The organism is Duffyella sp. Ts4 (assembly GCF_051851875.1).
In the GTDB taxonomy this organism is placed as follows: Bacteria; Pseudomonadota; Gammaproteobacteria; order Enterobacterales; family Enterobacteriaceae; genus Duffyella; species Duffyella gerundensis.
Window position 1 is genome coordinate 31,812 of the sequence record NZ_JBLYPN010000011.1, and the last position, 22,989, is coordinate 54,800.

Here is a 22,989-nt window from a genome sequence, read left to right on the forward strand (position 1 = left end):
AGTTTCAGGCGACTGAAATTTTTTAACGTTGGCTTATTCGCATTAGCTGAGTTTATGCGATTTTTCCAGCGATGCCTTTTATCACCGTGGCTTCAGGCTAACAATCACGTTAGCAAGTACGTCGGGCTGAATGAAAAAAGTAATCTCAGGTACAATGTTAGCGCATCAGCGTCGGCTGTTTGCCGCTGAAGGCCCAGCCGGGTATTAACTGTTGCATCACCAGCGCGTCGTTGCGGTCTTTAACGCTCAGGCTGTTGTATAAACGATTAGCCGCTTCCACCGCTGACATATCCAGCTCAACGCCTAATCCCGGCTTGTCCGGCAACGTGATTTTGCCGTCGCGGATGTGCAGTGGCTCTTTGGTCAACGCCTGACCATCCTGCCAGATCCAGTGCGTATCGAACGGGGTAATCTCTCCCGGTGAGGCGGCACCAAGATGGGCCAGCATCGCGAGGGAAATATCAAAATGGTTATTCGAATGACAGCCCATGGTCAGATGCCACTCGTTGCACAGCTGCGCGATAGTGGCGGCGCTACGCAGCGTCCAGAAATGCGGGTCGGCCAACGGAATATCGATAGCGTTGAGCTGAAGCGCATGATTCAACTGGCGCCAGTCGTTGGCAATCATGTTGGTGGCCACCCGCAGGCCGGTCGCGCGCTTGAACTCTGCCAGCGTTTCCCGGCCAGAATAGCCCTGTTCGGCACCGCAGGGATCCTCAACGTAGGCCAGCACATCGTCCAGCCCTTTACACAGGCGAATGGCATCATCCAATTGCCATGAGGCGTTCGGATCCACCGTGATGCGCGCCTGTGGAAAGCGTTTCTTCAATGCCTGTGCGGTCTCGATTTCTACCTCGCCAGCATGAACGCCGCCTTTGAGTTTGAAATCCTTGAAGCCATAGCGATCGTGCGCCGCTTCTGCCAGCCTTACCACGTCCGCTGGCGTCAGCGCGGTCTGATGTCGTAGCTGATACCATTCGTGTTCCCGGCTGCTGCCTTCGCGATAGGGCAGATCGCTTTTATGGCGATCGGCGATATAAAACAGGTAGCCCAACACCGGGATTTCATCGCGCACTTTACCGGCGCCAAGCAGTTGAGCAACCGGCTCATCAAGAAACTGGCCCATCAGATCGAGCAAGGCCGTTTCAATGACCGCCAGCGCATTGTTGTGTTTCTCCAGGCTCCACGGATGTTCATCCACCCGCTCACTTTGCAGCGGATGTTTTGCCGCTAAATCCTGCTCATGCAGCGTAGTGAGCATGGCGTTCAGTTGAGAGATTTTCTTGCCAATAATGAAAGGCGCGGCGTCGCGCAGGATTCTTTGCAAGATCAGAGAAGCTGGCGCTTCGCCGACGCCGGTGTGTCCGGCACTGTCGGTCAGCAAAACCAGCACGCGGGCGAAATAGCTGCTGTGCGCGCCGGCAATATTCAGCAGCATGCTGTCATAACCGGCGACCGGAATGATCTGCATATCCGTAATAACGGGCGTATCAGACATTGGGTGACTTCTCCATATCAGAATGATCGGTATGCGGTTTACGCAGCAGCAGCGTGATCGCAGCGAAAATCGAGCAGGCACTGAGCGCAATCAGTCCACCGGTGGTGCTGCCGGTTTTCATCTCCATATAGCCAAACACCGTGGGCGCAAAAAAACCGCCAAGGTTGCCCAGCGAGTTAATCAGGGCAATGCCCGGCGCAACGATGCTGGAAGGCAGGCTGGCCTGTGGAATCGGCCAGAACAGGACCGCACTCGATTTGGTGCCGACGCAGACGATACACAGCGCGAACAGTCCCATCAGCGGATTGCCGATTGCGCAGAGGAAGGTTCCGGCTGCCGAAACCAGCAGCGCAACGGCTAGCATCATTTCGCGGCGGTGATGAAAACGGTCAGCCAGCCGACCCAGAATGTTGATAGCGATAATGGCGCACAGCCAGGGAATTGCGGTAAGCAGGCCGATTTCAAAGGGCGACAGTCCCTGAATGCGGCTGATGATTTGCGGCTGCCAGAACACCAGCGTGTAACCGGTCATGCACATAATAAAAAACAGGAAACAGAGATAAGGCATCCGGCCTTCAAACAGCAGTTTCCATTTTGATGTCTGCCGTGAGTGACCATCACGCGTAGCCGATTCCTCAGCCAGTGCCTGATGCAGCGCCTGCTTTTCTCCGGCAGTTAGCCAGGCTGCGCGGTCTGGCATGGATACCAGCCAGCCTATCGCAAAAATACCCACCAGCACTGAGATGGCACCTTCAACAAATAACACCCATTTCCAGCCAGCAATGCCCATAAAATCATGCATCTCCAGCAAACCGCCGGTAATGGGGCCAGACAGTAAATAAGCAGCGGCGGAGCTACTGAGGATCAAGGCAGTGGCGCGCCCGCGATAGACGTTGGGCACCCATTTGCGAAAGTAGAACAGCAAGCCGGGAAAGAAGCCCGCTTCGGCGATGCCGAGTAAAAAGCGCAGCAAATAGAACTGGGTTGGCGAGGTAATAAAGCCGGTGGCAAAAACCACCACGCCCCAGGTAATCATAATGCGCGTCAACCAGGTGCGGGCCCCAAGACGATCGAGCATGATATTGCTCGGCACTTCAAACAGCGCATAGCCGACAAAAAACAGCCCGGCACCAAAGCCAAAAGCGGCAGAGCTGATGCCTACGTCCAACTCCAGCGCATGCTTGATGAAGCCGACATTAGAGCGATCGATCTGATTGATAATTAACATCAGCATCAACAACGGAATGATGCGAGCAAAAAATTTCCGGTTCGCGCTGCGAACCTCTTTGTTTTCATGCCCTGTCATGATGGCCTCAGTTTTCTTTAAATGAGACGATCAGCATTACCAGGGTGGGGCACGATTACCTGAGGCGTTTGCACAAAGCGTGTTGCCGGTTTGTAAATTTAACGGCCAGTAAGCAGCAATAATCGGTGGTTTTTCAGGCAGATTAACATTTGGGGATTTGCCCAGCACAGGCTTAAGACAAGCGTAAACTTTTGTATAAAAGAGTGAAGTGGCTCACGACTGGGTAACACGAAGAAGGCAGGAAAAGTCAGGCGCGCCGGAAGCGCGCCAGAGAAATTAGCGGGTACGGCGCAGCGAGGAGAGGCTCTTCATATTGAACACGAACTCAGCCTGAAAATACTCACGTCCATAACAGCAGAACATCAGCGTACGCACAGAGACCATTGCCAGATAACCCCAGACGGCACACAGAATCGACGGCGACAACCAGACGGTAATCAGAGTGGCGGTCATGCCGGTAATTACCGCTGCGGTTTCAGTCAGGGCAATACGAGTAAAATGACGCTCTTTTTGTAATATAGCGCGATAATGTTGACCCTGCGGAATAATAATAAAAACCAGTGACAGCATTTCAATCATTAAACCCAGTTCAGGCTGGCCGGAAAAACGACTGATGACATCGCTGCCAATAAACAGCACTGCAAAGAAAGCCAGTCCACTAATAATATTAAACCAGTACAGCGTCGACAGCTGATTGTTATTTAAAATGTGGCGACGAATGATCTTATTCGAAAAACCCCTATCGCACAGCGTGTCGAGGATTAACAGCATTATGATTGAGGTTGCCAGCATATCGAACTCGCCTTCGCCCAGGACCTGGGCCAGCAGCGAGAGCTGTAGCGCACCAATCGCAACGATTTTGACCGCGGAAAGTAAAGACCAGCGGATATCACTTATGGCTCTTTGTTTGGTTGTCATAGTACGCTCTTGAAAAGGTTTGCTGTAATCCGGTATATGCCTGAAGAACTAATAATAAAGGTGCTGGTGTAGAAAAATTAAATCGCTGTGCTTACGTTCCGTTTATTTTAAATAACGGATTTCAATGGCACTCAGCGTTCAAAAGTTATAATAAGCGAAACCCGGCTGTTTTCTCTGGCGGAAAGCATCTTTGCCGGGGCGGCTAAAATTTCATTTTTATATGTAACGTTTTAATTATAGGTGTTGCTGTGTGTGGAGTAATTTATACGCTGCTTTAGCTAATTAAGCACCATAAGAAAACTCTTATAAATTAGTTTGATTAAAAAATGGTTTTGTATATTGCAAGTAATTCCACTTATGTGTAAATCCAATTGTTAAGTGATCGTAGAGTAAGATAGCAGTCTACCGAATGCTCAATTGAAAATCTCTTTTTATATCAAGCGTATGTGTTTATTTTGGTGCGGATTTCCAGGAATTTTTCAGGATTTAATAGTTAAGTAAGTCTTACTTCAGGCTGGTTTTTACAGCCTGAATCGTTAACGTCGCTCAGCTAAAAAAATGGTGGCTATACCAACAGTTAATGCGATTTTTTTACTGATGACGCTTTCAGGTCGTCATCAGGGTATGTAACGCCTGCAAATCACGCTCGACGCAGGCGATATCTTCTGCAAAACGTGCATCGCCGGTAAAGGGCTGGCGATAAACGGTGATCACCACGTCGGCACCTTCCTGATTGGCGATAACGCGCATGGGCATATAGATCTCGCGGCCCAGGCCGGTATCCACCCAGTGATCCATAATGCCGAAAGGGTTGTAGTCGCTAAACCGTACTTTTACCGTGCCTTTTGGCCCTTTCGCGACCCAGTGATTGCCTTCTGCTTCCAGCGGCGTCTGGCTTAGTCCGGATGCCCACTGCGGAAAAAAGTCCGGCTTCCAAATCGTTTCATACAAATCGACCCAGTTACGGGGAATGGTCAGGCTTAACGTTTTCGACGGCAGCATAGTGTCTCCAGCTCGCGGGGGAATGAAATGATTTAACCATTGCCTCCGCGGGATGGGAATCGCTTTGTGTTAAATCACTGGTATGGCTCAACAAAATTTGCCACGCGCATCAATCGGAATGATTTCTGCCTGGCCGTCTTCATCCCGTAAAACGGCGCGATCAAACTGCGCCATCACCGCACAGGCGTGGTTGGGGAAAATGCGCATCAGGCTGCCCAGCGTGGGAATGACGCCCTGGTGCGGCACAAAAGCGTGCTCTTCTGATAGCTTCTCGATCCAGAAACCCTGCTTGGCGTTTACCGCAAGGCCAAAACCCACGGCGTTAGTGCCGTGCGGCCCGCGATCGGAACTCAATGCTTTTGAGCCGGCATCCAGAATGGCGTAGCGCGCATTGGTTGCAACTACCCGCGCCACCACGGTCATCGCCAGCGCATCGGCGTCGCACAACCCAAGCCGAAGCGCGGTGAGATCAAGCAGCGCATAGTTGCCCGGCCGCAGTTCGTCGGTGGCAGCAGCGATCGGTGCGCCCAGTGCGGTGGGTGTGGCGCCCACTGACAGCGGACAATAGTTAAAGCCCGCTGTTGCAAGCCGTTGCTGCAACAGGCGCAGCTGCTGCATTTCATGCGCGGCGATGGCGGTAATAGCGGAAAGATTCTCTGCGCCATAAGCATGGCCAGCGTGCGCCACCAGCCCGGCAAAGCGCAGCTGATGCTGGGCAATGCTGGCGGCAAGATAAAGTCCGTCATCGGATTCAGCCTGCACGCCGACGCGACCAAGCCCGACATCCACCTTAATGGCTACCGCCAGCTGACAATCGGGCTTCGCCTGGGCTGCCGTCGCGATCGCCTCAACGCCCATCAGCGACGCGGCAATCAGCGTCAGACGCGCCTGATGTTCGGCTGCCAGCGCCAGCAACGGCGCAAGCGTACCCGGCGTCACCACCGGATAGGCCAGCATCACATCGCGCACGCCGCCCTGAATAAACACCATCGCTTCTTCCGGTTTCGCCACGGTAATACCCACCGCGCCTAACGCCAGCTGGCGTTGAGCAATGGCGATGCTTTTATGCGTTTTGACGTGTGGCCGCAGTCGGGCACCTGCTCGCTCGGCTTTATGCTGCATCGTCATCAAATTACGATCGAGGCGCTGTTTATCAATTTCCAGCCATGGCGTCGGACGGTCGTCATATAAAGGACGGGAAAAATCGGTGAGATCGGGCAGTTCCATCATTGGGCTCCGCATAAGAGAGAGACTCTCATCATGGTCCGCTGCGTAGCAGAGATCAATCAGCCGGTGGGCGGCGGTGGCTCCCACAGTGAAAGATTTTATCTGATCGCCGGGCTTACGTTACCATAGTGATAAGCCCTGGTATTTCCGCGCTGAGAAGCGCACCATCGCGCCATTAATCCCGTTCGGGCGTGCATTCGCTGACTGCGTTGGCAATGCCGAATCATCTCAAGAGGAAACAGCATGAAAGAAGGCCCACTGAATGAAAAAGAGCTGGAGTGGCTTGAGGACACCTTAATTAAATATGGCAATGAAGATTCCGTGATGGACGTGGCCGAGCTGGATGGCCTGCTCACTGCGGTGCTTTCTGGCCCGACGATGATTGAGCCGGAAGTCTGGATGGTGGCGCTGTGGGGCGGCGAGAAAAACGTGCCGCGCTGGACCAATGAGCGCGAGCTGCAGCGCTTTATGGATCTGACTTTCCGTCACATGAATGATATCGCCGATCGTCTGCACGATTATCCCGATCAGTTCGAGCCGCTGTTTGGCGTCAACACCGTTGAAGATCAGGATTTCACCGTGGTGGAAGAGTGGTGCTTTGGTTATATGCGCGGCGTGGCGCTGGATGACTGGTCATCACTGCCGGCAAATTTGCAGCCTGCACTGGAAGCGATAAAGCTGCACGGCACCGAAGAGAATTTTCCGCGGGTTGAAAAACTCACGCCGGAAGCGTTTGAGCAGAGCATCGCGGCGATTGGCCCGGCCGCACTGGAGCTGCACGGCCACTGGCTTTCGCAGCCGATTGCCCCCAGCGCACCGGTGCAGATGCCTTACGTAGCCGAACAGCAGGTTGGCCGCAATGATCCCTGCCCCTGTGGCAGCGGCAAGAAATACAAAAACTGTTGCCTGCACTGATCGTTCTGCTGCCGTGCATGATGCAAAAAGCCCGCATAACGCGGGCTTTTTTACGGGCTGAGCGGGGTTATTCGATGTTCTGAATCTGCTCACGCATCTGTTCAATCAGCACTTTCAGCTCGATGGCTGAGGTGGTGATCTCGGCATTGATAGACTTAGAAGCCAGCGTGTTCGATTCACGGTTGAACTCCTGCATCATAAAGTCGAGGCGACGGCCAACGGCTTCTTTCTTTTTCAGGATGTTGTAGGTCTCTTTAACGTGCGCGTCGAGGCGATCCAGCTCTTCCGCTACGTCGATACGCTGCGCCATCATCACCAGTTCCTGTTCAAGGCGGGTGTTTTCCAGCTGTACTTCCGCCTCTTCCAGTTTGCTGATCAGGCGTTCGCGCTGCCATTTCACCACTTCTGGCATCTGGCTACGGACTTTGGCCACTTCCACATTAACGCCTTCCAGGCGCTGCTCAATCATGGTTTTCAGTGCTGCGCCTTCACTTTCGCGTGCGGCAATAAAGTCATCAATCGCCAGATCCAGCGTGCTCAGCAGTTCAGCGGCGATCGCATCCAGATCCTGTTCCTGAGCAGACATCACGCCCGGCCAGCGCAGAATATCCAGCGGATTGATTTCACCTTCATCGCTCTGCATTTTTACCCAGTTCGCCGCTTTTACCAGCTGTTTGGCCAGCTTTTCATTCAGCATCAGCTCGCTTTGCGCGCTGGCGTCGCTGTCGAAACGCAGGTTGCATTCGATTTTGCCACGCGTCAGACGGTTACGGATCCGCTCGCGGATAACCGGCTCCAGGCTGCGGAACTGCTCCGGCAGGCGGATATAGGTCTCAAGGTAACGTTGGTTCACGGAGCGGAGCTCCCATGCCGCGCTGCCCCATTCGCCTTTGGTTTCACGTCGTGCGTAGGCCGTCATACTGCGGATCATTTTGCATACCTGTTTCAAGAAAAGATGCAGGAATTATAGCGGTGCAAGCCGGAGCATGATAGGACTAAGCCCCTATGCTGACAAATCCCCCGACGCACATTCATCATCAACGTAGGGAAGACCATGAAGAGAAAGTTTTGCGCCGCCGCGATATTAACGCTGTTGCTAAGTGGTTGCGCTATGCCGCCACCGCCGCCTCAACCTCTGCCACAGGGCACCCGACCGCAGCCGATCTGCGCCGCGGGTGAGATGATGATACAAACCACCTTATGGTTTGGTTTGAACCGGCCACACGGCGCCCCGATCTCAGCCGCAGAGTGGCAAAACTTTGTCGATAAAGAGGTGACGCCACGCTTCCCTGATGGCCTCTCGGTAATTGAGGGCAACGGGCAATGGATGGGTAAAGATGGCACGCTGGCGCGCGAGAAAAGCAGGGCGCTGTTGCTGATTCATGGCATGGGTGAAGAGAATCACGAAAAAATTGAAGCGCTACGCACGATTTATAAGCAGCGCTTCCAGCAGGAATCGGTGATGCGGGTGGATCAGCCCGCCTGCGTCGGTTTTTAACCGTGCCGCGGGCCGTCAGATTACAGAAACAGGCCGGCGAAAGCGGCGGACAGCAGGCTAACCAGCGTTGAGCCGTACACCAGTTTCAGGCCAAAGCGTGACACGACGTTGCCCTGCTGCTCGTTCAGGCCCTTGATGGCACCGGCGACAATGCCGATCGAGGCAAAGTTGGCAAAAGAGACCAGGAATACTGACAGAATGCCGAGTCCGCGCGGCGTCATTTCAGCGGCAATCTTTTTCAACTCGATCATCGCCACAAACTCGTTGGCCACCAGCTTGGTGGCCATAATGCTGGCCGCCCGCAGCGCATCCGGCGCCGGAATGCCAATTAGCCAGGCGAAAGGATAAAAAAGGTAGCCAAGAATTTGCTGAAAGCTGATGCCAAACAGCGCGCTGAACAGAGCGTTGACGGCAGCAATCAGCGCAATAAAGCCGATCAGCATCGCCAGAATGATCATCGCCACTTTGAAGCCCGCGAGAATGTATTCCCCCAGCATCTCAAAAAAGCTCTGATCTTCGTGCAGCCTTTCCAGGTTGATCTCAGCCTCATCGCCACGCGGCGTTGGGTTAATGATTGACAGAATAATAAAGGTGCTGCACATATTCAGCAGCAGCGCGGCAACCACATATTTTGGCTCAATCATCGACATATAGGCACCGACGATCGAAAGCGAAACGGTCGACATTGCCGCGGCGGCCATCGAGTAGAGCCGACGCGGCGGAATATCAGCCAGTATGCCTTTATAGGCGATGAAGTTTTCCGACTGGCCGAGGATCAATGAGCTGACCGCGTTAAACGATTCCAGTTTGCCCATGCCGTTGATTTTCGATAAGCCGGTGCCGACCAGACGAATCAGCAGCGGCAAAATGCGCCAGTGCTGCAAAATGCCGATCAGCGCCGAGATAAAGACGATTGGGCAGAGCACGCCCAAAAAGATAAAGGCGAGTCCCTGCTCGCTCATGCCGCCAAACACAAATTCCGTTCCCTTCGCGGCGAAACCGAGTAAAGCCTCGAAGAACGCCGAAACATAGTTAATCAGCGTCAAGCCGCTGGCGGCATGCAGGAAGAAATAGCCCAGCGCCGCTTCAATCACCAGCAGTTGAATGATGTAACGCGGTCGGATAGTTTTGCGGTCGTTACTGACCAGCAGCGCAAGGGCAAAAATCACCGCCAGCGCCAGCAGAAAATGCAGCAGGGTTAACATAAGGTATCTTTTCAGGAGGAGGAAAAGCGCATTTAGCCACAATCGGCTGGCCGTTTCATCCCTTCTCTGCGGCAACCTTGATGATGAGCGGCGGTATGCATCGGCGGTCGAAGCCCGTATAATGCGCAGCCAATCATAGCAAGCCGGAGAAAAACCATGCGTCCAGCAGGCCGTAGCGCACAACAGGTGCGTCCCGTCACACTGACCCGTCATTACACGAAACATGCAGAAGGTTCTGTGTTGGTTGAATTCGGTGATACCAAAGTGCTTTGCACCGCCACGATTGAAGAAGGCGTGCCGCGTTTTCTGAAAGGCCAGGGACAAGGTTGGGTAACCGCTGAATATGGCATGCTGCCACGTGCGACCCACAGCCGTAACGCCCGCGAAGCCGCAAAAGGCAAGCAGGGTGGCCGTACGCTGGAAATTCAGCGTCTGATCGCCCGTTCCCTGCGCGCTGCGCTGGATCTGAAGGCGCTGGGCGAATTTACCATCACGCTGGATTGTGATGTGCTGCAGGCCGATGGCGGCACGCGTACCGCATCAATCACCGGTGCCTGCGTGGCGCTGGCCGATGCGCTGAATCATCTGGTGGCAAAAGGTAAACTGAAAGCCAACCCAATGAAAGGCATGGTCGCGGCAATCTCCGTGGGCATCGTTAACGGCGAAGCGCTGTGCGATCTGGAGTACGTTGAAGATTCTGCCGCCGAAACCGACATGAACGTCGTGATGACGGAAGATGGCCGGATGATCGAAGTGCAGGGCACCGCAGAAGGCGAGCCGTTCAGCCATGAAGAGCTGCTGGCGTTACTGGCGCTGGCCCGCGGCGGCATTGACGAGTTAATTGCGGCGCAGAAGGCGGCGCTGGAAAACTGATAATGACAGGCGACCAATGAGTCGCCTTTTTTTCGCATCGTTGAGGAGAGAAATATGAAAGCCTGGCAGCGCCAGTTTATAGAATTTGCCCTGAACAAGCAGGTGCTGAAATTTGGTGAATTCACCCTGAAATCGGGCCGCATCAGTCCCTATTTCTTCAACGCTGGCCTGTTCAACAGCGGCCGCGATTTAGCGCTGCTGGGCCGTTTTTATGCGCAGGCGCTGGTGGATGCGGCTATCGATTTCGATCTGCTGTTTGGCCCGGCTTATAAAGGCATTCCCATTGCCACCACCACCGCCGTAGCGCTTGCCGATCATCATGACCGCGATGTGCCTTATTGTTTTAATCGCAAAGAGGCCAAGGATCATGGCGAAGGCGGTTTGCTGGTTGGCAGCCCGCTGCAGGGAAAAATCATGCTGGTGGACGATGTGATCACCGCCGGCACTGCTATTCGTGAATCGATGGAGATCATTGCGGCCAACGGCGCTACGCTGGCGGGCGTGTTGATTTCGCTGGATCGCCAGGAGCGTGGCCGCGGCGATATTTCAGCGATTCAGGAAGTTGAGCGCGACTATAAATGCAAAGTTACCGCGCTGATTACCCTGACCGACCTGATTGATTATCTGCAGGAAAAGCCGGAGATGGCCGACCATCTGGCGGCGGTGCGTCGCTATCAGCAAGAGTACGGCATCTGATTAACGGGTGAGCGGGCATTGCGCCCGCATCGCCTTAGACTAACTGCATGGCTAACAGCGGCCAGCGCGCCTCAAACTCCGCCGTTGGGCGATAGCGAAACTCCGAACGGACAAAGCGCGACAACATTCCCTCGCAAAATGCCAGCAACTGGCTGGCCAACAGCGTTTCATCGGCCTGAAAACCTTCGCCTTCCCGCATTTTGCGTTCGCGCATTACCTGACGTAACTGTACTTCAATACGCTCAAACAGCTGGTTAATACGATCCTGTAACCGATCCTGCTCGAACATCAGCGCATGGCCGGTAAGAATGCGCGTTAAGCCGGGGTTCTTCTCGCCGAAGCCCAGAATCAGCTGCACAATCAGGCGCAGCCGCGTCAACGTCTCTTTTTCATCTTTCAGGATGAGATTAATGCGGGTAATCAGGCTGTCTTCGATAAATTCGATCAGGCTGTCGAACATACGCGTTTTGCTGGGAAAGTGACGATAGAGTGCGGCTTCCGATACGCCCACATTGGCCGCCAGTTTGGCGGTGGTAATGCGCTGACTGCCATCGCTGGATTCCAGCATCTGCGCCAGTGCCTGCAAAATCTCTTCGCGACGATTCCGTTTCGCGCTTTTCTTCTCTGCCATGATGTAAAAGACCCCTGAAATTTACCTTATGCGGGCGAATACCCACGCAGCGGCCGCAAGCACGAGGCTTACGGCACAACGGCGTTAATTAAATGTCCTGGATATGGTACGTACTGCGGGATATTACTGGCGGCCGGAGTGGCCAAAACCACCTTCACCGCGCGCGCTGGCGTCAAAATCGTTAACCAGATTGAACTCAGCCTGGACAACCGGCACGAAAACCAGCTGCGCGATGCGTTCGCCTGGCTGGATGGTAAAGCTGGTCTGGCTACGGTTCCACACCGAAACCATGAGCTGCCCCTGATAATCGGAATCGATCAGTCCTACCAAGTTGCCCAGCACTACGCCATGTTTATGGCCCAGCCCGGAGCGCGGCAGGATTACCGCCGCCAGCGATGGGTCAGCAATGTGGATTGCCAGACCGGTTGGCACCAGCGTGGTGGCGCCTGGTGCCAGCTCAACGCTCTCATCAAGGCAGGCGCGCAGGTCGAGGCCAGCAGAGCCCGAGGTGGCATACGCTGGCAGAGGAAATTCATTACCTACGCGTGGATCGATAATTTTAACGTCGATTTTTTTCATCATAAAGGCGGACTATCTCGTCTAATAACTGTTGGCCAAGGAGTTTCTTATCGCTAAGCGGTAAGACTTTTTCTCCCTCCTGCCAAAAAAGGTGAAGAGCGTTGGTATCACTGTTGAAACCATGCCCGGTTTTGGAGACATCATTGGCGCAGATGAGATCCAGATTTTTCCGCACCCGTTTTTGTTGCGCGTATTCTTCCACACTCCGGGTTTCTGCGGCAAATCCGACGACATACGGGCGGTTCGACTGAAGCGCGCCGACGCCTGCCACGATGTCAGGGTTTTTAACCATGGTCAGGGAAAGCACATCGCCCTGTTTTTTGATTTTTTGCTCGGCAATCTCTGCCGCGCGGTAGTCTGCCACGGCTGCGCTGGCAATGAAAATATGTTGTTGTGATATGTGCGCCATCACCGTTTGCTCCATCTCCAGTGCGGTAGTGACATCCAGCCGCGTAACGCCGCGCGGTGTCGGCAGCGTTACCGGCCCGGCAACCAGCGTCACCTGCGCCCCGCGCGCCGCCGCCGCCTCTGCGATAGCAAATCCCATTTTACCGGAGCTGTGATTGCTGATGTAACGCACCGGATCGAGCGCTTCACGGGTCGGTCCAGCGGTAATCATAATCTGCAGATGTTGCAGATCGTTGACGGGCTGCGCCCATTGCACCGCGTGGTCGACAATCTCCAGCGGATCGAGCATGCGGCCTGGGCCAACGTCGCCACAGGCCTGGCTGCCGCTGTCGGGGCCCCAAATCATGACGTTACGCGCCGCCAGCCGTTGCAGGTTGTCCTGCGTCGGTAGCGCGCGGTACATCTGTTGATTCATCGCGGGCACCACGGCAATCGGCGCGGGCGTGGCCAGGCACACGGTGGTGACCAGATCGTTGGCCATTCCGGCGGCAACGCGCGCAATCAGGTCAGCGGTCGCCGGAGCCAGTATCACCAGATCGGCCCATTTCCCCAGTTCGATATGGCCCATTGCGGCTTCGGCTGCCGGGTCGAGCAGATCGTCATACACCGGATAGCCCGACACCGCCTGTAAAGTCAGCGGCGTAATAAATGCCTTTGCGCCTTCTGTCATCACCACGCGCACATCCGCGCCACGATCGCGCAGCCGTCGCACCAGTTCAGGTGTTTTATAGGCGGCAATCCCGCCGCTGATACCAAGAAGCACTTTTTTACCGGCTAATCCGCACATAATTTGCCTGCCTGTGAAATACGGGAAGTTACGCCTGATGCGTCACAATAGCGTTATTTTATCACAGCTCATGCCGCGCAACGTGGCACAGGCGGCTGCATTTGCGAGACGTCTCGTAAAGCGGATGAGTGCGGCTGGCTGGCGGTGAAGGGGACGCGCATACTCGGTGCCGAACACAGGAGTGGACGATGGAAAAGGTATCTGGCAGCCTGCCGCCAAGAGAAAAGTTACAGCAACAGGGCGCAAGCGCATTAAGCGATGCCGAGCTGTTGGCGATATTTTTGCGCACTGGGGCGTCGGGCGTGCCGGTGCTGATGCTGGCACAACGCATGCTGAATGAGTTCGGGTCACTTTATAACATCATGACCGCCGGACAAGCTGACTTTAGTCATATTAAAGGCGTCGGCGAGGCCAAACTGGCGCAGCTGCATGCCATTGCCGAACTGGGAAAGCGCTTTTTTAGCACGCAGTTACTCAGTGAGAACGCGCTGGAAAATCCGCAGGCAACCTATCACTACCTGCAAAGCGTGCTGGCGCATCAGGAGCGTGAGATCTTTATGGCGCTGTTTCTTGATAACCGCCATCGCGTGTTGCTGGCGCAGACGATGTTCAGCGGCAGCATTAATAGTGTGGAAGTGCATCCGCGGGAAATTATCCGCGAAGCGCTTAAAATAAACGCGGCGTCGCTGATCCTGGCACACAATCATCCTTCCGGCTTCGCAGAACCCAGCCAGGCCGATCGTTTTATCACCGATAAGATAAAAGATGCCTGTATATTATTAAATATCAGATTGTTAGATCATATCGTAATTGGCCGCGGTGAGTTTGTCTCGTTTGCAGAGCGCGGCTGGCTATGATTATTTTCCGCAGCAATGTGGCGATAATGCGGTAATTTTAGGCGATCCTGAGGGATCTTTATCTGTTCGGGACTTGAGCACTTGCCCGGCAGAGCGTATACTACGCCACCTTTGAGAATCTCGGGTTTGGCGTTTGGGCCAACTCAGCGGGTTCACATTGAACTCGCCTGGATGGACTCAGAGCCTGACGAGGCGGCCAACACCTGGTTTTTTAAGCTCGAGCTGATTTGATTTTTGGAGAATAGACATGTCACGAGTCTGCCAAGTAACTGGCAAGCGTCCGGTGAGCGGTAACAATCGTTCCCACGCAATGAACGCGACGAAACGCCGTTTCCTGCCTAACCTGCACTCACACCGTTTTTGGGTTGAGGGTGAAAAGCGCTTTGTTACGCTGCGTGTATCTGCTAAAGGTATGCGCGTTATTGATAAAAAGGGCATTGAGACGGTTTTGGCCGATCTGCGCGCCCGTGGTGAGAAGTACTAAGGAACTGAATCATGGCTAAAGGTATTCGTGAGAAAATCAAGCTTGTTTCTTCTGCTGGTACAGGGCACTTCTATACCACCACGAAGAACAAACGTACTAAGCCGGAAAAATTGGAACTGAAGAAATTCGATCCAGTTGTCCGTCAGCACGTGATGTACAAAGAAGCCAAAATTAAGTAATTTTTGCTTCTGATAAAAAACCCGGCTCCGGCCGGGTTTTTTGTTTGTATAAAACGCACAGTAAGGAGTGGGCATGCCTGAATTACCTGAAGTCGAAACCAGTCGGCGCGGTATTGAGCCGCATCTGGTCGGTGAAACCATCGTGCATGCGGTGGTGCGTAATCCGCGTTTGCGCTGGCCGGTTTCCAGCGAAATTCATGCCCTGAGCGATCGGCCGGTGCTCAGCGTTCAGCGGCGTGCCAAATACCTGCTGCTTGAGCTGCCGGAAGGGTGGATTATCATTCATCTTGGCATGTCCGGCAGTCTGCGCATTTTGCCGCATGATATGCCAGCGGCCAAACATGACCATGTCGATTTAGTGATGAGCAACGGCAAGGTACTGCGCTATACCGATCCGCGCCGCTTTGGTGCCTGGCTCTGGAGCACCGATTTAGCTGCCAGCAACGTGCTGGCACATCTGGGGCCGGAACCGCTGAGCGATGACTTTACCAGCGACTATCTGTGGCAGAAGTCACGTAGCAAAAAAAGCGCCATCAAGCCGTGGCTGATGGACAATAAGCTGGTGGTGGGCGTCGGGAATATCTATGCCAGCGAATCGCTGTTTGCCGCGGGGATCCTGCCCGATCGTGCGGCCAATGCCATCACGCCGGAAGAGGCGGAACTGCTGGTGCGCACCATCAAGGCTGTCTTGCTGCGTTCAATTGAACAGGGCGGTACGACGCTGCGCGATTTCCTGCAAACCGATGGCAAGCCGGGCTATTTTGCTCAGCAGTTGCAGGTTTATGGTCGAGCAGGTGAACCCTGTCGGGTCTGCGGCACGCCAATTCTCAGCGCCAAACATGCGCAGCGATCGACCTTCTGGTGCCCGCTCTGCCAGCATTAAGCTGGCGCGTTGAGGCGGTTTAATAACGCCTGATGAATCGACGGTGGCAGAAAAGCCTCCACGTCACCGTGATGCCGCGCCACCTCTTTGACCAGCGAAGAGGAGACAAAGGAATATTTCTCCGACGGCATCAGAAACACGCTTTCCAGGCTGGCCAGCAGATGACGATTCATCCGTGCCAGCTGCATCTCATATTCAAAGTCTGATACCGCACGCAGGCCGCGTACCAGCACGTTTGCGCCCTGCGCTCTGGCGAAGTCAGCCATCAACTCGCTAAAGCCCAGCACCTCGACATTGCCCAAAGGCTCTACCGCTTCGCGCGCCATCGCCACCCGCTCATCCAGCGAGAACAGCGGTTTTTTGCTCGGGCTGGCCGCAATAGCGAGCACAACCTGATCGAACATCAGGGCTGCCCGGCTGACAATATCAAGATGACCGTTTGTCAGCGGATCGAATGTACCGGGATAAATTGCTTTGGTGCCCATAAGCTATTTTCTCTGGTTGGCCTGATTCAGCGCCCACAGCGCCGCGTATTTATTAAAAGTATATTGCGCGTTGACCATTGCTAACAGCCAGCCCTGTTTACCATCAAGGAATCCGGCGCGGAGCAGCAGCGTTTTCAAAAAAGCGCCGGTGGTATGGCTGAAAACGGAATAGATGCTGCAGCTTTTACCCTGCTGATGGCGCTGCTGCGCCCAGGCTTCGGCATAGGCCAGCTGTTTACGCTGGAAGGTAGAGAAGTCACGACAGGTCAGATGCAGCAAATCGCCCTGCAACGGCACGACGCGTGCGCCGGCAGTCTCAAGCGACTCATGAACCTGGTTATCATTGTAGCGCCATGCGCGCGGATAGAGGCGCAGCACGCGATCGGGATACCAGCCGCTGTGACGCATAAAACGACCGAGAAACAGATTGCGCCGCGCAATGCTATAAATGACGTCCGGCTGCGGCTGCATCAGCACCTGTTCGATGGCCGCGCGCAGTTCGGGCGTCACGCGCTCGTCGGCATCGATCATCAAAATCATCTCATGGCTGGCGTGCTGCTGCGCCTGCTGGCGCTGTTTGCCATAGCCCTGCCACGGACCGGCAGTAAAGACTTTTGCGCCATGCTGACGGGCAATCTCCGGCGTGTTATCGCTACTGCCCGCATCCAGCACCACGATCTCATCGGCCCAGCTTACTGAGATCAATGCATCCGCCAGCAACGCCGACTCGTTTTTAGCGATCATCACAACAGAGAGTGGTTGGCGCGGGTGCATTTAGTGATTCCGTGGCGGTAAGTAAGGTTCCAGCAGCTGCAACACGCGCTGAAGCGCGCCCTGATTCTGATGCAGCACTTCCACAGCGTGACGGCCGTAGTAGCGGCGATAATCATCGTCGCTGAGCAGATTACCGATCTCTTTATCGAGTGAGATAACGTCGGTAACGGTGATCAGCGCATCTGATTCCTGCAGCTTGGCGCAGATATCTTTGAAGTTAAAGGTGTGCGGGCCCATCAGCACCGGAATGGCGTGTGCCGCTGCTTCCAGTGGATTATGGCCGCCGCGCTCCACCAGGCTGCCGCCGACAAAGGCGAGATCGGCAATGCCATACAGCAGCATCAGTTCGCCCATGGTGTCACCAATTACGACCTGCGTGCTGCCGGAAGGAATTTCACCGCTGCTGCGCAGAATGTAACTGAAGCCGCGTTTTTGCGTCATGTCTCGCGCTACGTCGAAACGTTCAGGATGGCGCGGCACCAGAATCAACAGCAGGTCTGGGAAGCGCGCCAGCAGGCGGCGATGCGCATCAAGGATCAGGCTCTCTTCGCCTTCGTGCGTGCTGGTGGCGATCCACACTGGCCGACGCGAAGCCCACTGGCGACGCAGGGTCAGCGCACGTGCTGCCAGTTCTGGCGTCACCGAAATATCAAATTTCAGGCTGCCGGTGATGGTCAGCTGGGTGCGTTTCAGGCCAAGGTCAACAAACCGTTCGCCATCTTCCTCGTTCTGCGCGGCAATCAGCGTAATGCGTTGCAGCAGCTGCGCCATAAATTTGCCCAGCTTTTTATAGCCTTTGGCAGAGCGGGCCGAGAGGCGCGCATTGGCAATCACCAGCGGAATATGGCGCTGATGCAGCGCGGTGATGATGTTTGGCCACAGCTCGGTTTCCATGATGATCACCAGCTTGGGATCGACCACGTTCAGAAAACGGTTAATGGCGCCCGGCAAATCATAAGGCAGATAGACATGATGAACATCTTTGCCAAAGGCAGACTGCGCACGTTCTGAGCCGGTCGGGGTCATGGTGGTCACGGTGATCGGTAGCGTAGGATAGCGATGCCGCAAAGCGCGAACCAGCGGAACGGCCGCCAGCGTTTCGCCTACCGAAACAGAGTGCAGCAGAATACCGCCGGGTTTGACCTTGCCCGTACAGTAACCGTAACGTTCTGCCCAGCGCTGGCGATAGGCAGGCGCTTTGCGACCGCGCAGCCACAGGCGCAGCCAGATCAGGGGCTGAATGAGATAGAGCAGGGCGGTATAAATTGTCGTCATAGCCTTCTTTACGACACTATCGCGTCAAACATAACCAAAAAGTGAGAATGCGGCATGTTAGCAGATAACTTGCGCACTCTCACCCTACTTCACTGGCCGGTTTGCAATACCTTTTGGTACAAAGAAGTGAGCTCTGAAGCCAGACGCTGCGGCGTATAAGGCAGAATTCTGTCGCGTGCGGCGTCACCCATGGCAGAATTTTGCGATTTTAGGGGTATTGCCTTTACTGCTTCGCTTAACGCGTTGATATCTAATGCATCGCAGACAAAACCCTGCTTGCCATTTTCGATAAACTCCGCGCCGCCGCAGCCGGTGCTGGTGATCACCGGCAGTCCGCATGCCATCGCTTCCAGTATCACGTTGGGAAATGGATCGTAGAGCGTGGGCAAAATCAGGCCATCCGCGGCGTGGTAGAAGGATTGCACATCCTGTTGCATGCCAACAAAGCGCAGTCGGTCAAGGCAGTTCAGACGATTGGCAAGCTGCTGATAGCGTTTTAGCTGTTTATCCTGGCCCACGACAATCAGATAACGATCGCTGCGCGCCACCGCCTGAATGGCCGCCTTCAATCCTTTGCGCTCAAAGCCTGAACCGACGTAAATCAGCGCGGTTGCCTCGCCAGGAATATGCAGCTGCTGCCGTACCGCGGCGCGGCTTTCTTCGCTGGCAGGCTGAAAGCGCTGGCTGTCGATGGCGTTATAAATGACATGGATCCTGGCGGCATCAAGCTGGAAACAGCGAATAATGTCCCGTTTCACCATCTCGGAATTGCAGATCACCGCTTTCAGCTCGGGCGAATGAAACATCTCTTTTTCCGCCTGCAGCACGTAGCGATGATAAGGACTGATCGCCGCGCTCAGGCGCTGCCATGGCGTTACAATGCGGGCGCGCTGTTCCAGCCAGACGCGATGTACACCGTCGCCCGCACGAAAGATGTCGCAACCGGCGATGCGCTCATGGCTCTGCACAATATCAAATTTCTGCTGCTGCCAGCAGGCGCGTGCCGCAACCGCGAAGCCGCGTTCGCGGGAAACGCGGCCCAGCTTCGACGGATTGCAGATATGCAGATGCCAGTCGGGATGCGGCGTGCCTTGCCAGCTACGGGTAATGATGTTCAGCTCCAGCTGCTCGCTGCCAAGAGCTTCCAGCGCGCGCGAAATAAAGCGCTCAGCGCCGCCGTCGGGCCGATATTTCTGCCGCACAATCGCCAGACGTAATTTATTCATTGAGCAGTTTCCTTGCAGCCACCACCACATCCTCTACCGGAATGGGGGTCAGATAGCGCTGTTGCGTGTTGGTGTCGATCGAATCAGGCGCGGGCAATGGGCCATAATCACCGGCCCAGATGACCCGGTTATTAAATCCCCATGGTCGCCAGTGCTGCAGCTTTGTTGGCCCAAACAGCGCCAGGCAGGGCGTATCCAGCGCGGCGGCCATGTGCATTGGTGCTGAATCGACGCCGATAAACAGCACCGCATGGTCGATCAGCGCCGCCAGTTTGGTCAGCGATAATTTCCCGGCCACAGAGACCACATGCGGCGTTTTACAGTGGGCAAGGATATTGTCGATCATCGCCAGCTCGTTTTTATCCGGCGCTGCGGTGAGCACGATTTTGCGATCGGCACGCGCCAGGCGATCGATAACAGCTGCGACTTTTTCATCATCCCAACATTTGAATATCCAGCGCGATGTCGGCTGAATAACGATAAAAGCGTCACTGACATCCAGCCCGGCCAGCAACGCGGCGGTTTGCGGCCAGTCATCCGCTTCATAATGCATTGAGGCGACGGTATCGCGGGCCAGAATACCCAGCGGTGCCAGCGCGGACAGATTCTGTTCCACGGTATGCAGCTTGCCGTGTTCGGCGGTGGAAACGCGGTGGGTATGACAGAGGCGCCAAAAAGCGTTATCGCGCTTTTTGTAGTCGAAACCGATGCGCACCGGCGCGCCTGAAAACAGTGTGATAATGGCGCTGCGCCACTGATCGGCAAGGTTGATCACCACATCATATCGGCTGGCGCGAACGCGTTTGAGCAGTGCCCATTCATGCGCCAGTTTTTTTCTGCCGCCTTCCTGCTTCCACTTGCGATCGATCACATGCAGCTGTCGAATATCGGGATTAGCCTGCAGCATGGGGCGCGTTTCCTGATAAAGCAGCACATCAATATTGGCCTGCGGATAGCGTTGTCGCAGCGCGTTGATCACCGGCGTGGTCAGCAACATATCGCCATGATGGCGCAGTTTTATCAGCAGAATATTGTCAGGCGTAAAGTTTGCAGGAATTGAGCTTGCCATACTCACCAGTCTCAAAGTTAGGTGGCCCGATTGTAGGGCAAAGTATTAACAGGGAAAAGGTGCCGCAGGCACTCATTTGTTACGCCATTTATAAATACGACTGAGCCAGAGCAGCAATTGATACCACTGTTTGAGGCCGCGTGCGTTGCGTAACATCCGGCGATGCGTCTGCGTAGCAAAAATATCGGCAATGATTGCCCGGCGCGCATCTGCATCCGGCTCACGACGCACGGCATGACATACGCTCAGCGCTTCGTAGGTGATCTGCCGATGGAAGGCGGGATAAATGGTGACCTTGTGCCGATAGCGCTGGTTAATCTCTTCCAGCATGCGCGCAATTTTGAGGTAGTGGCGCTGATATTCCACGTTGCGCTGCCCGGTACGCTTGCGATTGCTGATCGACTGGTCGTGCATGTAGTAACGATAGAGCGGCGTGTCGGTGTAGCGCGCACGTGATGCGTTCATCATGAACTCGGTGGTCCAGGGAATATCCTGATGATGCAGGCCAGGTTCAAACCACAGTTGCTGCGTTTCAATCAGCTCACGACGATAAATTCCGAGCCAGACAACGTGCAGATAACGCCGCGTGTTCAGCGCGGTGTTCAGCCATTCTGCGCCGCTGAGGACCGGCGTTGAGCGCAGGCGCTCGGTGGGAATCAGCACCTTCATGCGATCGCTGCCCTTGAAACAGACTTCGGCGTTGCACTGAGCAACATCAAGATTGTCTGTTTCCGCCATGGTGACCAGTTGCTGATACATAGCAGGCATCATCTGATCGTCAGCATCAGGAAACGTGACATATTTGCCACGGGCGACGGCCAGGCCCGCATTGCGTGCGCGCGATACGCCGCCATTCTCCTGATGAATAACCGAAACATGAGCATGCTGCGTTGCGTACTCATCTGCCAACTCGCCGCTGCCGTCGGTAGAGCCATCATCAACAATGATGATTTCCAGCGAAGTCAGCGTTTGCGCCAGTAGCGATTGCATAAAAGGCGCGAACAGGTCGCCAGCGTTGAACATCGGCACAATAATGCTGAGCTGGGGTGCAGCAGGAGAAGAGAACTCGGTCATAATTTAATCATCGTGGCGCAGGCGCGCAGGAAGGCGTGCCGAAATAAAGTGGTAAATGTCATCCAGCTTGCGCTGGTCGAGGCCAAACAGCTGCTCCGCTGAATAACGGTAGGCAGGCGGCGTGTCGAAGACAAAGGATGACGGCGCAATGTGGTCCGGGCCAATCAACAACACGTCGCCAAGCGGACGCTGTTCTTCAACGCAGCACGGGCCATAAATCAACACCACTGGCACCTGCATGGCATCGGCAATATAGACATTGCCGGAATCTGAAGCGATATACACATCCATTGCGCCAATCGCCTGCGGCACCGCCTGCAGTGGAAGCTGGCCGATCATATTAATGATATTGCTGCGCTTGCCGGTGAGCTTCAGCAGTTCATCCAGCCGTGATTGCTCATTCGGTGCACCAAAAATATAAAACAGGCAGGGTAAATCGCTCAGCCGCTCAAACAGCACTTTCCACACCGCAGGCGGAATGGTTTTTGCCTGGTTGCCCGCAGAGATGCTGATACCGATTTTCATGCCGTCTTCGCGCAACAAATCCGCTGGTAGCGGCTGCTGTTGCCACAGAGGATGCGTAGCATGCTTGGGATAGCTCGCTTTAGTGAAGCTGCGATCCGCCAGCTTGAGATAGCTTTCCACCGTTAACTGTGTGGTGGTGTGCTCTACAATGCCGTTTGCGGTGGCATAAAACAGCGACTGATACGCTTTGCGCCGATAGTTGGCGATAAACTGCTTGTTGCTGGCGTTGCAGCAGGCGGCGTAAAACAGATTGGCGTTGTTGGGATGCAGCAGGTAAACCGTGTCATAGCGATTCATCAGTTGTAGCGCCAGGCGAAATTTTTCAATCAGCGTGGTTTTATAGTTTTCGATGTACCAGATATGTTCAATGTGATCGTCGTTTTCCGCCAGCGGAGCCACCGAGCGGCTGAGCAGCGCATCGCATTTTTGCAGATGCGTTAACAGCGGCGTGATATTCACAAAGTCGCCGATTTTCGCGGTTTGTATCACCAACGTTTTGCCGCTGCTTTTATGCAGCAGCTTCATCACCCATTTAATGGGCAAGAGCAGCAGAAAGAAAAAAATATAATTCACGCCGTTTCCTTCACGAGAGAGGCAAGTGCGCTGCGTGTTTCA

At 54.7% G+C, this 22,989-nt stretch carries 25 protein-coding genes; 8 read left to right on the forward strand and 17 right to left on the reverse strand.

What is annotated here, in order from left to right; translation table 11 throughout:
* Window positions 1-157 precede the first annotated feature (157 nt).
* From ACJY2L_RS15105 to ACJY2L_RS15125, 5 genes are all read right to left on the reverse strand, one after another.
* A complete protein-coding gene (locus tag ACJY2L_RS15105) occupies window positions 158-1,498 on the reverse strand; it encodes an enolase C-terminal domain-like protein (protein ID WP_067426571.1) in 1,341 nt (446 codons plus the stop codon).
* On the reverse strand, window positions 1,491-2,804 hold the full coding sequence (locus ACJY2L_RS15110; RefSeq protein ID WP_439214392.1) for an MFS transporter: 1,314 nt from the start codon (window positions 2,802-2,804) through the stop codon (window positions 1,491-1,493). The genes ACJY2L_RS15105 and ACJY2L_RS15110 overlap by 8 nt, the downstream gene beginning before the upstream one ends.
* Window positions 2,805-3,080: 276 nt before the next feature.
* Window positions 3,081-3,722, reverse strand: a complete 642-nt coding sequence (locus tag ACJY2L_RS15115) for an oligosaccharide flippase family protein (RefSeq protein WP_067426575.1) — start codon at window positions 3,720-3,722, stop codon at window positions 3,081-3,083.
* A gap of 606 nt (window positions 3,723-4,328) precedes the next feature.
* Window positions 4,329-4,724, reverse strand: coding sequence for a polyketide cyclase (locus tag ACJY2L_RS15120; protein WP_187488622.1), 396 nt, complete (start codon window positions 4,722-4,724; stop codon window positions 4,329-4,331).
* Window positions 4,725-4,811: 87 nt separating this feature from the next.
* Window positions 4,812-5,951 (reverse strand): alanine racemase, encoded by a 1,140-nt coding sequence (locus ACJY2L_RS15125; RefSeq protein ID WP_439214432.1) that lies wholly within the window; start codon window positions 5,949-5,951, stop codon window positions 4,812-4,814.
* Window positions 5,952-6,194: 243 nt separating this feature from the next.
* On the opposite strand from ACJY2L_RS15125, the gene ACJY2L_RS15130 reads away from it, so the two are divergent.
* Window positions 6,195-6,866: a YecA/YgfB family protein gene (locus ACJY2L_RS15130; RefSeq protein ID WP_067426585.1), complete on the forward strand. Its 672-nt coding sequence runs from the start codon at window positions 6,195-6,197 to the stop codon at window positions 6,864-6,866.
* Between the two features lie 67 nt (window positions 6,867-6,933).
* Here ACJY2L_RS15130 and ACJY2L_RS15135 read toward each other — a convergent pair whose 3' ends face one another.
* Window positions 6,934-7,797, reverse strand: coding sequence for a YicC/YloC family endoribonuclease (locus ACJY2L_RS15135; RefSeq protein WP_439214393.1), 864 nt, complete (start codon window positions 7,795-7,797; stop codon window positions 6,934-6,936).
* 123 nt (window positions 7,798-7,920) lie between these two features.
* Between ACJY2L_RS15135 and ACJY2L_RS15140 the strand changes: the two genes are divergently transcribed.
* Complete coding sequence (locus tag ACJY2L_RS15140; protein ID WP_439214394.1) at window positions 7,921-8,364, forward strand: DUF3574 domain-containing protein; 444 nt, start codon at window positions 7,921-7,923, stop codon at window positions 8,362-8,364.
* A 20-nt stretch (window positions 8,365-8,384) separates the two neighbouring features.
* Here ACJY2L_RS15140 and ACJY2L_RS15145 read toward each other — a convergent pair whose 3' ends face one another.
* Window positions 8,385-9,569: a NupC/NupG family nucleoside CNT transporter gene (locus ACJY2L_RS15145; protein WP_187488624.1), complete on the reverse strand. Its 1,185-nt coding sequence runs from the start codon at window positions 9,567-9,569 to the stop codon at window positions 8,385-8,387.
* A 156-nt stretch (window positions 9,570-9,725) separates the two neighbouring features.
* Here ACJY2L_RS15145 and rph point away from each other — a divergent pair, with 156 nt between their 5' ends.
* Both rph and pyrE read left to right on the forward strand, forming a co-directional pair.
* Window positions 9,726-10,442 (forward strand): ribonuclease PH, encoded by a 717-nt coding sequence (gene rph, locus ACJY2L_RS15150; RefSeq protein ID WP_067426597.1) that lies wholly within the window; start codon window positions 9,726-9,728, stop codon window positions 10,440-10,442.
* Window positions 10,443-10,496: 54 nt separating this feature from the next.
* Window positions 10,497-11,138 (forward strand): orotate phosphoribosyltransferase, encoded by a 642-nt coding sequence (gene pyrE / locus ACJY2L_RS15155; protein WP_067426602.1) that lies wholly within the window; start codon window positions 10,497-10,499, stop codon window positions 11,136-11,138.
* Window positions 11,139-11,172: 34 nt separating this feature from the next.
* On the opposite strand, the gene slmA is transcribed toward pyrE, so the two are convergent.
* From slmA to coaBC, 3 genes are all read right to left on the reverse strand, one after another.
* A complete protein-coding gene (gene slmA / locus ACJY2L_RS15160; RefSeq protein WP_439214395.1) occupies window positions 11,173-11,769 on the reverse strand; it encodes a nucleoid occlusion factor SlmA in 597 nt (198 codons plus the stop codon).
* A gap of 123 nt (window positions 11,770-11,892) precedes the next feature.
* A complete protein-coding gene (gene dut, locus ACJY2L_RS15165; protein ID WP_067426609.1) occupies window positions 11,893-12,351 on the reverse strand; it encodes a dUTP diphosphatase in 459 nt (152 codons plus the stop codon).
* Window positions 12,329-13,543 carry a bifunctional phosphopantothenoylcysteine decarboxylase/phosphopantothenate--cysteine ligase CoaBC gene (gene coaBC / locus ACJY2L_RS15170; protein WP_439214396.1) on the reverse strand — a complete coding sequence of 405 codons (1,215 nt, stop codon included), beginning with the start codon at window positions 13,541-13,543 and terminating at the stop codon, window positions 12,329-12,331. Before coaBC ends, dut begins: the two co-directional genes overlap by 23 nt.
* Window positions 13,544-13,731: 188 nt before the next feature.
* Here coaBC and radC point away from each other — a divergent pair, with 188 nt between their 5' ends.
* The 4 genes from radC to mutM all read left to right on the forward strand — a co-directional run bounded on the left by radC (window position 13,732) and on the right by mutM (window position 15,946).
* Complete coding sequence (gene radC, locus ACJY2L_RS15175) at window positions 13,732-14,400, forward strand: RadC family protein (protein WP_225701192.1); 669 nt, start codon at window positions 13,732-13,734, stop codon at window positions 14,398-14,400.
* A gap of 247 nt (window positions 14,401-14,647) precedes the next feature.
* Window positions 14,648-14,884, forward strand: a complete 237-nt coding sequence (gene rpmB / locus ACJY2L_RS15180) for a 50S ribosomal protein L28 (protein ID WP_067426617.1) — start codon at window positions 14,648-14,650, stop codon at window positions 14,882-14,884.
* Window positions 14,885-14,895: 11 nt separating this feature from the next.
* Entirely contained in the window at window positions 14,896-15,063 is a 168-nt protein-coding gene (rpmG, locus tag ACJY2L_RS15185; protein WP_013094893.1) for a 50S ribosomal protein L33, read from the forward strand.
* 73 nt (window positions 15,064-15,136) lie between these two features.
* The gene (gene mutM, locus ACJY2L_RS15190) at window positions 15,137-15,946 is read left to right on the forward strand and encodes a bifunctional DNA-formamidopyrimidine glycosylase/DNA-(apurinic or apyrimidinic site) lyase (protein WP_067426621.1); all 810 of its coding nucleotides are present in this window, start codon (window positions 15,137-15,139) and stop codon (window positions 15,944-15,946) included.
* Here mutM and coaD read toward each other — a convergent pair.
* From coaD to ACJY2L_RS15225, 7 genes are all read right to left on the reverse strand, one after another.
* Entirely contained in the window at window positions 15,943-16,431 is a 489-nt protein-coding gene (coaD, locus tag ACJY2L_RS15195) for a pantetheine-phosphate adenylyltransferase (RefSeq protein WP_067426624.1), read from the reverse strand. The two genes, mutM and coaD, sit on opposite strands and share 4 nt — an antisense overlap.
* Window positions 16,432-16,434: 3 nt before the next feature.
* The gene (locus tag ACJY2L_RS15200; RefSeq protein WP_225701191.1) at window positions 16,435-17,205 is read right to left on the reverse strand and encodes a glycosyltransferase family 2 protein; all 771 of its coding nucleotides are present in this window, start codon (window positions 17,203-17,205) and stop codon (window positions 16,435-16,437) included.
* Complete coding sequence (waaA, locus tag ACJY2L_RS15205; protein WP_067426631.1) at window positions 17,206-18,480, reverse strand: lipid IV(A) 3-deoxy-D-manno-octulosonic acid transferase; 1,275 nt, start codon at window positions 18,478-18,480, stop codon at window positions 17,206-17,208.
* A gap of 89 nt (window positions 18,481-18,569) precedes the next feature.
* A complete protein-coding gene (locus ACJY2L_RS15210; protein WP_439214397.1) occupies window positions 18,570-19,706 on the reverse strand; it encodes a glycosyltransferase family 4 protein in 1,137 nt (378 codons plus the stop codon).
* Window positions 19,699-20,775, reverse strand: coding sequence for a putative lipopolysaccharide heptosyltransferase III (gene rfaQ, locus ACJY2L_RS15215; protein ID WP_439214398.1), 1,077 nt, complete (start codon window positions 20,773-20,775; stop codon window positions 19,699-19,701). The genes ACJY2L_RS15210 and rfaQ overlap by 8 nt, the downstream gene beginning before the upstream one ends.
* Window positions 20,776-20,847: 72 nt before the next feature.
* Window positions 20,848-21,849: a glycosyltransferase gene (locus ACJY2L_RS15220; protein ID WP_439214399.1), complete on the reverse strand. Its 1,002-nt coding sequence runs from the start codon at window positions 21,847-21,849 to the stop codon at window positions 20,848-20,850.
* A gap of 3 nt (window positions 21,850-21,852) precedes the next feature.
* Window positions 21,853-22,947, reverse strand: coding sequence for a glycosyltransferase family 9 protein (locus ACJY2L_RS15225; RefSeq protein WP_439214400.1), 1,095 nt, complete (start codon window positions 22,945-22,947; stop codon window positions 21,853-21,855).
* Window positions 22,948-22,989: the final 42 nt, after the last annotated feature.

Bases quoted from the DNA above. Each gene is read 5' to 3' on its own strand.
- ACJY2L_RS15105 (WP_067426571.1), bottom strand. From the start codon at position 1,498: ATGTCTGATACGCCCGTTATTACGGATATGCAGATCATTCCGGTCGCC.
- ACJY2L_RS15110 (WP_439214392.1), bottom strand. From the start codon at position 2,804: ATGACAGGGCATGAAAACAAAGAGGTTCGCAGCGCGAACCGGAAATTT.
- ACJY2L_RS15115 (WP_067426575.1), bottom strand. From the start codon at position 3,722: ATGACAACCAAACAAAGAGCCATAAGTGATATCCGCTGGTCTTTACTT.
- ACJY2L_RS15120 (WP_187488622.1), bottom strand. From the start codon at position 4,724: ATGCTGCCGTCGAAAACGTTAAGCCTGACCATTCCCCGTAACTGGGTC.
- ACJY2L_RS15125 (WP_439214432.1), bottom strand. From the start codon at position 5,951: ATGGAACTGCCCGATCTCACCGATTTTTCCCGTCCTTTATATGACGAC.
- ACJY2L_RS15130 (WP_067426585.1), top strand. From the start codon at position 6,195: ATGAAAGAAGGCCCACTGAATGAAAAAGAGCTGGAGTGGCTTGAGGAC.
- ACJY2L_RS15135 (WP_439214393.1), bottom strand. From the start codon at position 7,797: ATGATCCGCAGTATGACGGCCTACGCACGACGTGAAACCAAAGGCGAA.
- ACJY2L_RS15140 (WP_439214394.1), top strand. From the start codon at position 7,921: ATGAAGAGAAAGTTTTGCGCCGCCGCGATATTAACGCTGTTGCTAAGT.
- ACJY2L_RS15145 (WP_187488624.1), bottom strand. From the start codon at position 9,569: ATGTTAACCCTGCTGCATTTTCTGCTGGCGCTGGCGGTGATTTTTGCC.
- rph (WP_067426597.1), top strand. From the start codon at position 9,726: ATGCGTCCAGCAGGCCGTAGCGCACAACAGGTGCGTCCCGTCACACTG.
- pyrE (WP_067426602.1), top strand. From the start codon at position 10,497: ATGAAAGCCTGGCAGCGCCAGTTTATAGAATTTGCCCTGAACAAGCAG.
- slmA (WP_439214395.1), bottom strand. From the start codon at position 11,769: ATGGCAGAGAAGAAAAGCGCGAAACGGAATCGTCGCGAAGAGATTTTG.
- dut (WP_067426609.1), bottom strand. From the start codon at position 12,351: ATGATGAAAAAAATCGACGTTAAAATTATCGATCCACGCGTAGGTAAT.
- coaBC (WP_439214396.1), bottom strand. From the start codon at position 13,543: ATGTGCGGATTAGCCGGTAAAAAAGTGCTTCTTGGTATCAGCGGCGGG.
- radC (WP_225701192.1), top strand. From the start codon at position 13,732: ATGGAAAAGGTATCTGGCAGCCTGCCGCCAAGAGAAAAGTTACAGCAA.
- rpmB (WP_067426617.1), top strand. From the start codon at position 14,648: ATGTCACGAGTCTGCCAAGTAACTGGCAAGCGTCCGGTGAGCGGTAAC.
- rpmG (WP_013094893.1), top strand. From the start codon at position 14,896: ATGGCTAAAGGTATTCGTGAGAAAATCAAGCTTGTTTCTTCTGCTGGT.
- mutM (WP_067426621.1), top strand. From the start codon at position 15,137: ATGCCTGAATTACCTGAAGTCGAAACCAGTCGGCGCGGTATTGAGCCG.
- coaD (WP_067426624.1), bottom strand. From the start codon at position 16,431: ATGGGCACCAAAGCAATTTATCCCGGTACATTCGATCCGCTGACAAAC.
- ACJY2L_RS15200 (WP_225701191.1), bottom strand. From the start codon at position 17,205: ATGCACCCGCGCCAACCACTCTCTGTTGTGATGATCGCTAAAAACGAG.
- waaA (WP_067426631.1), bottom strand. From the start codon at position 18,480: ATGACGACAATTTATACCGCCCTGCTCTATCTCATTCAGCCCCTGATC.
- ACJY2L_RS15210 (WP_439214397.1), bottom strand. From the start codon at position 19,706: ATGAATAAATTACGTCTGGCGATTGTGCGGCAGAAATATCGGCCCGAC.
- rfaQ (WP_439214398.1), bottom strand. From the start codon at position 20,775: ATGGCAAGCTCAATTCCTGCAAACTTTACGCCTGACAATATTCTGCTG.
- ACJY2L_RS15220 (WP_439214399.1), bottom strand. From the start codon at position 21,849: ATGACCGAGTTCTCTTCTCCTGCTGCACCCCAGCTCAGCATTATTGTG.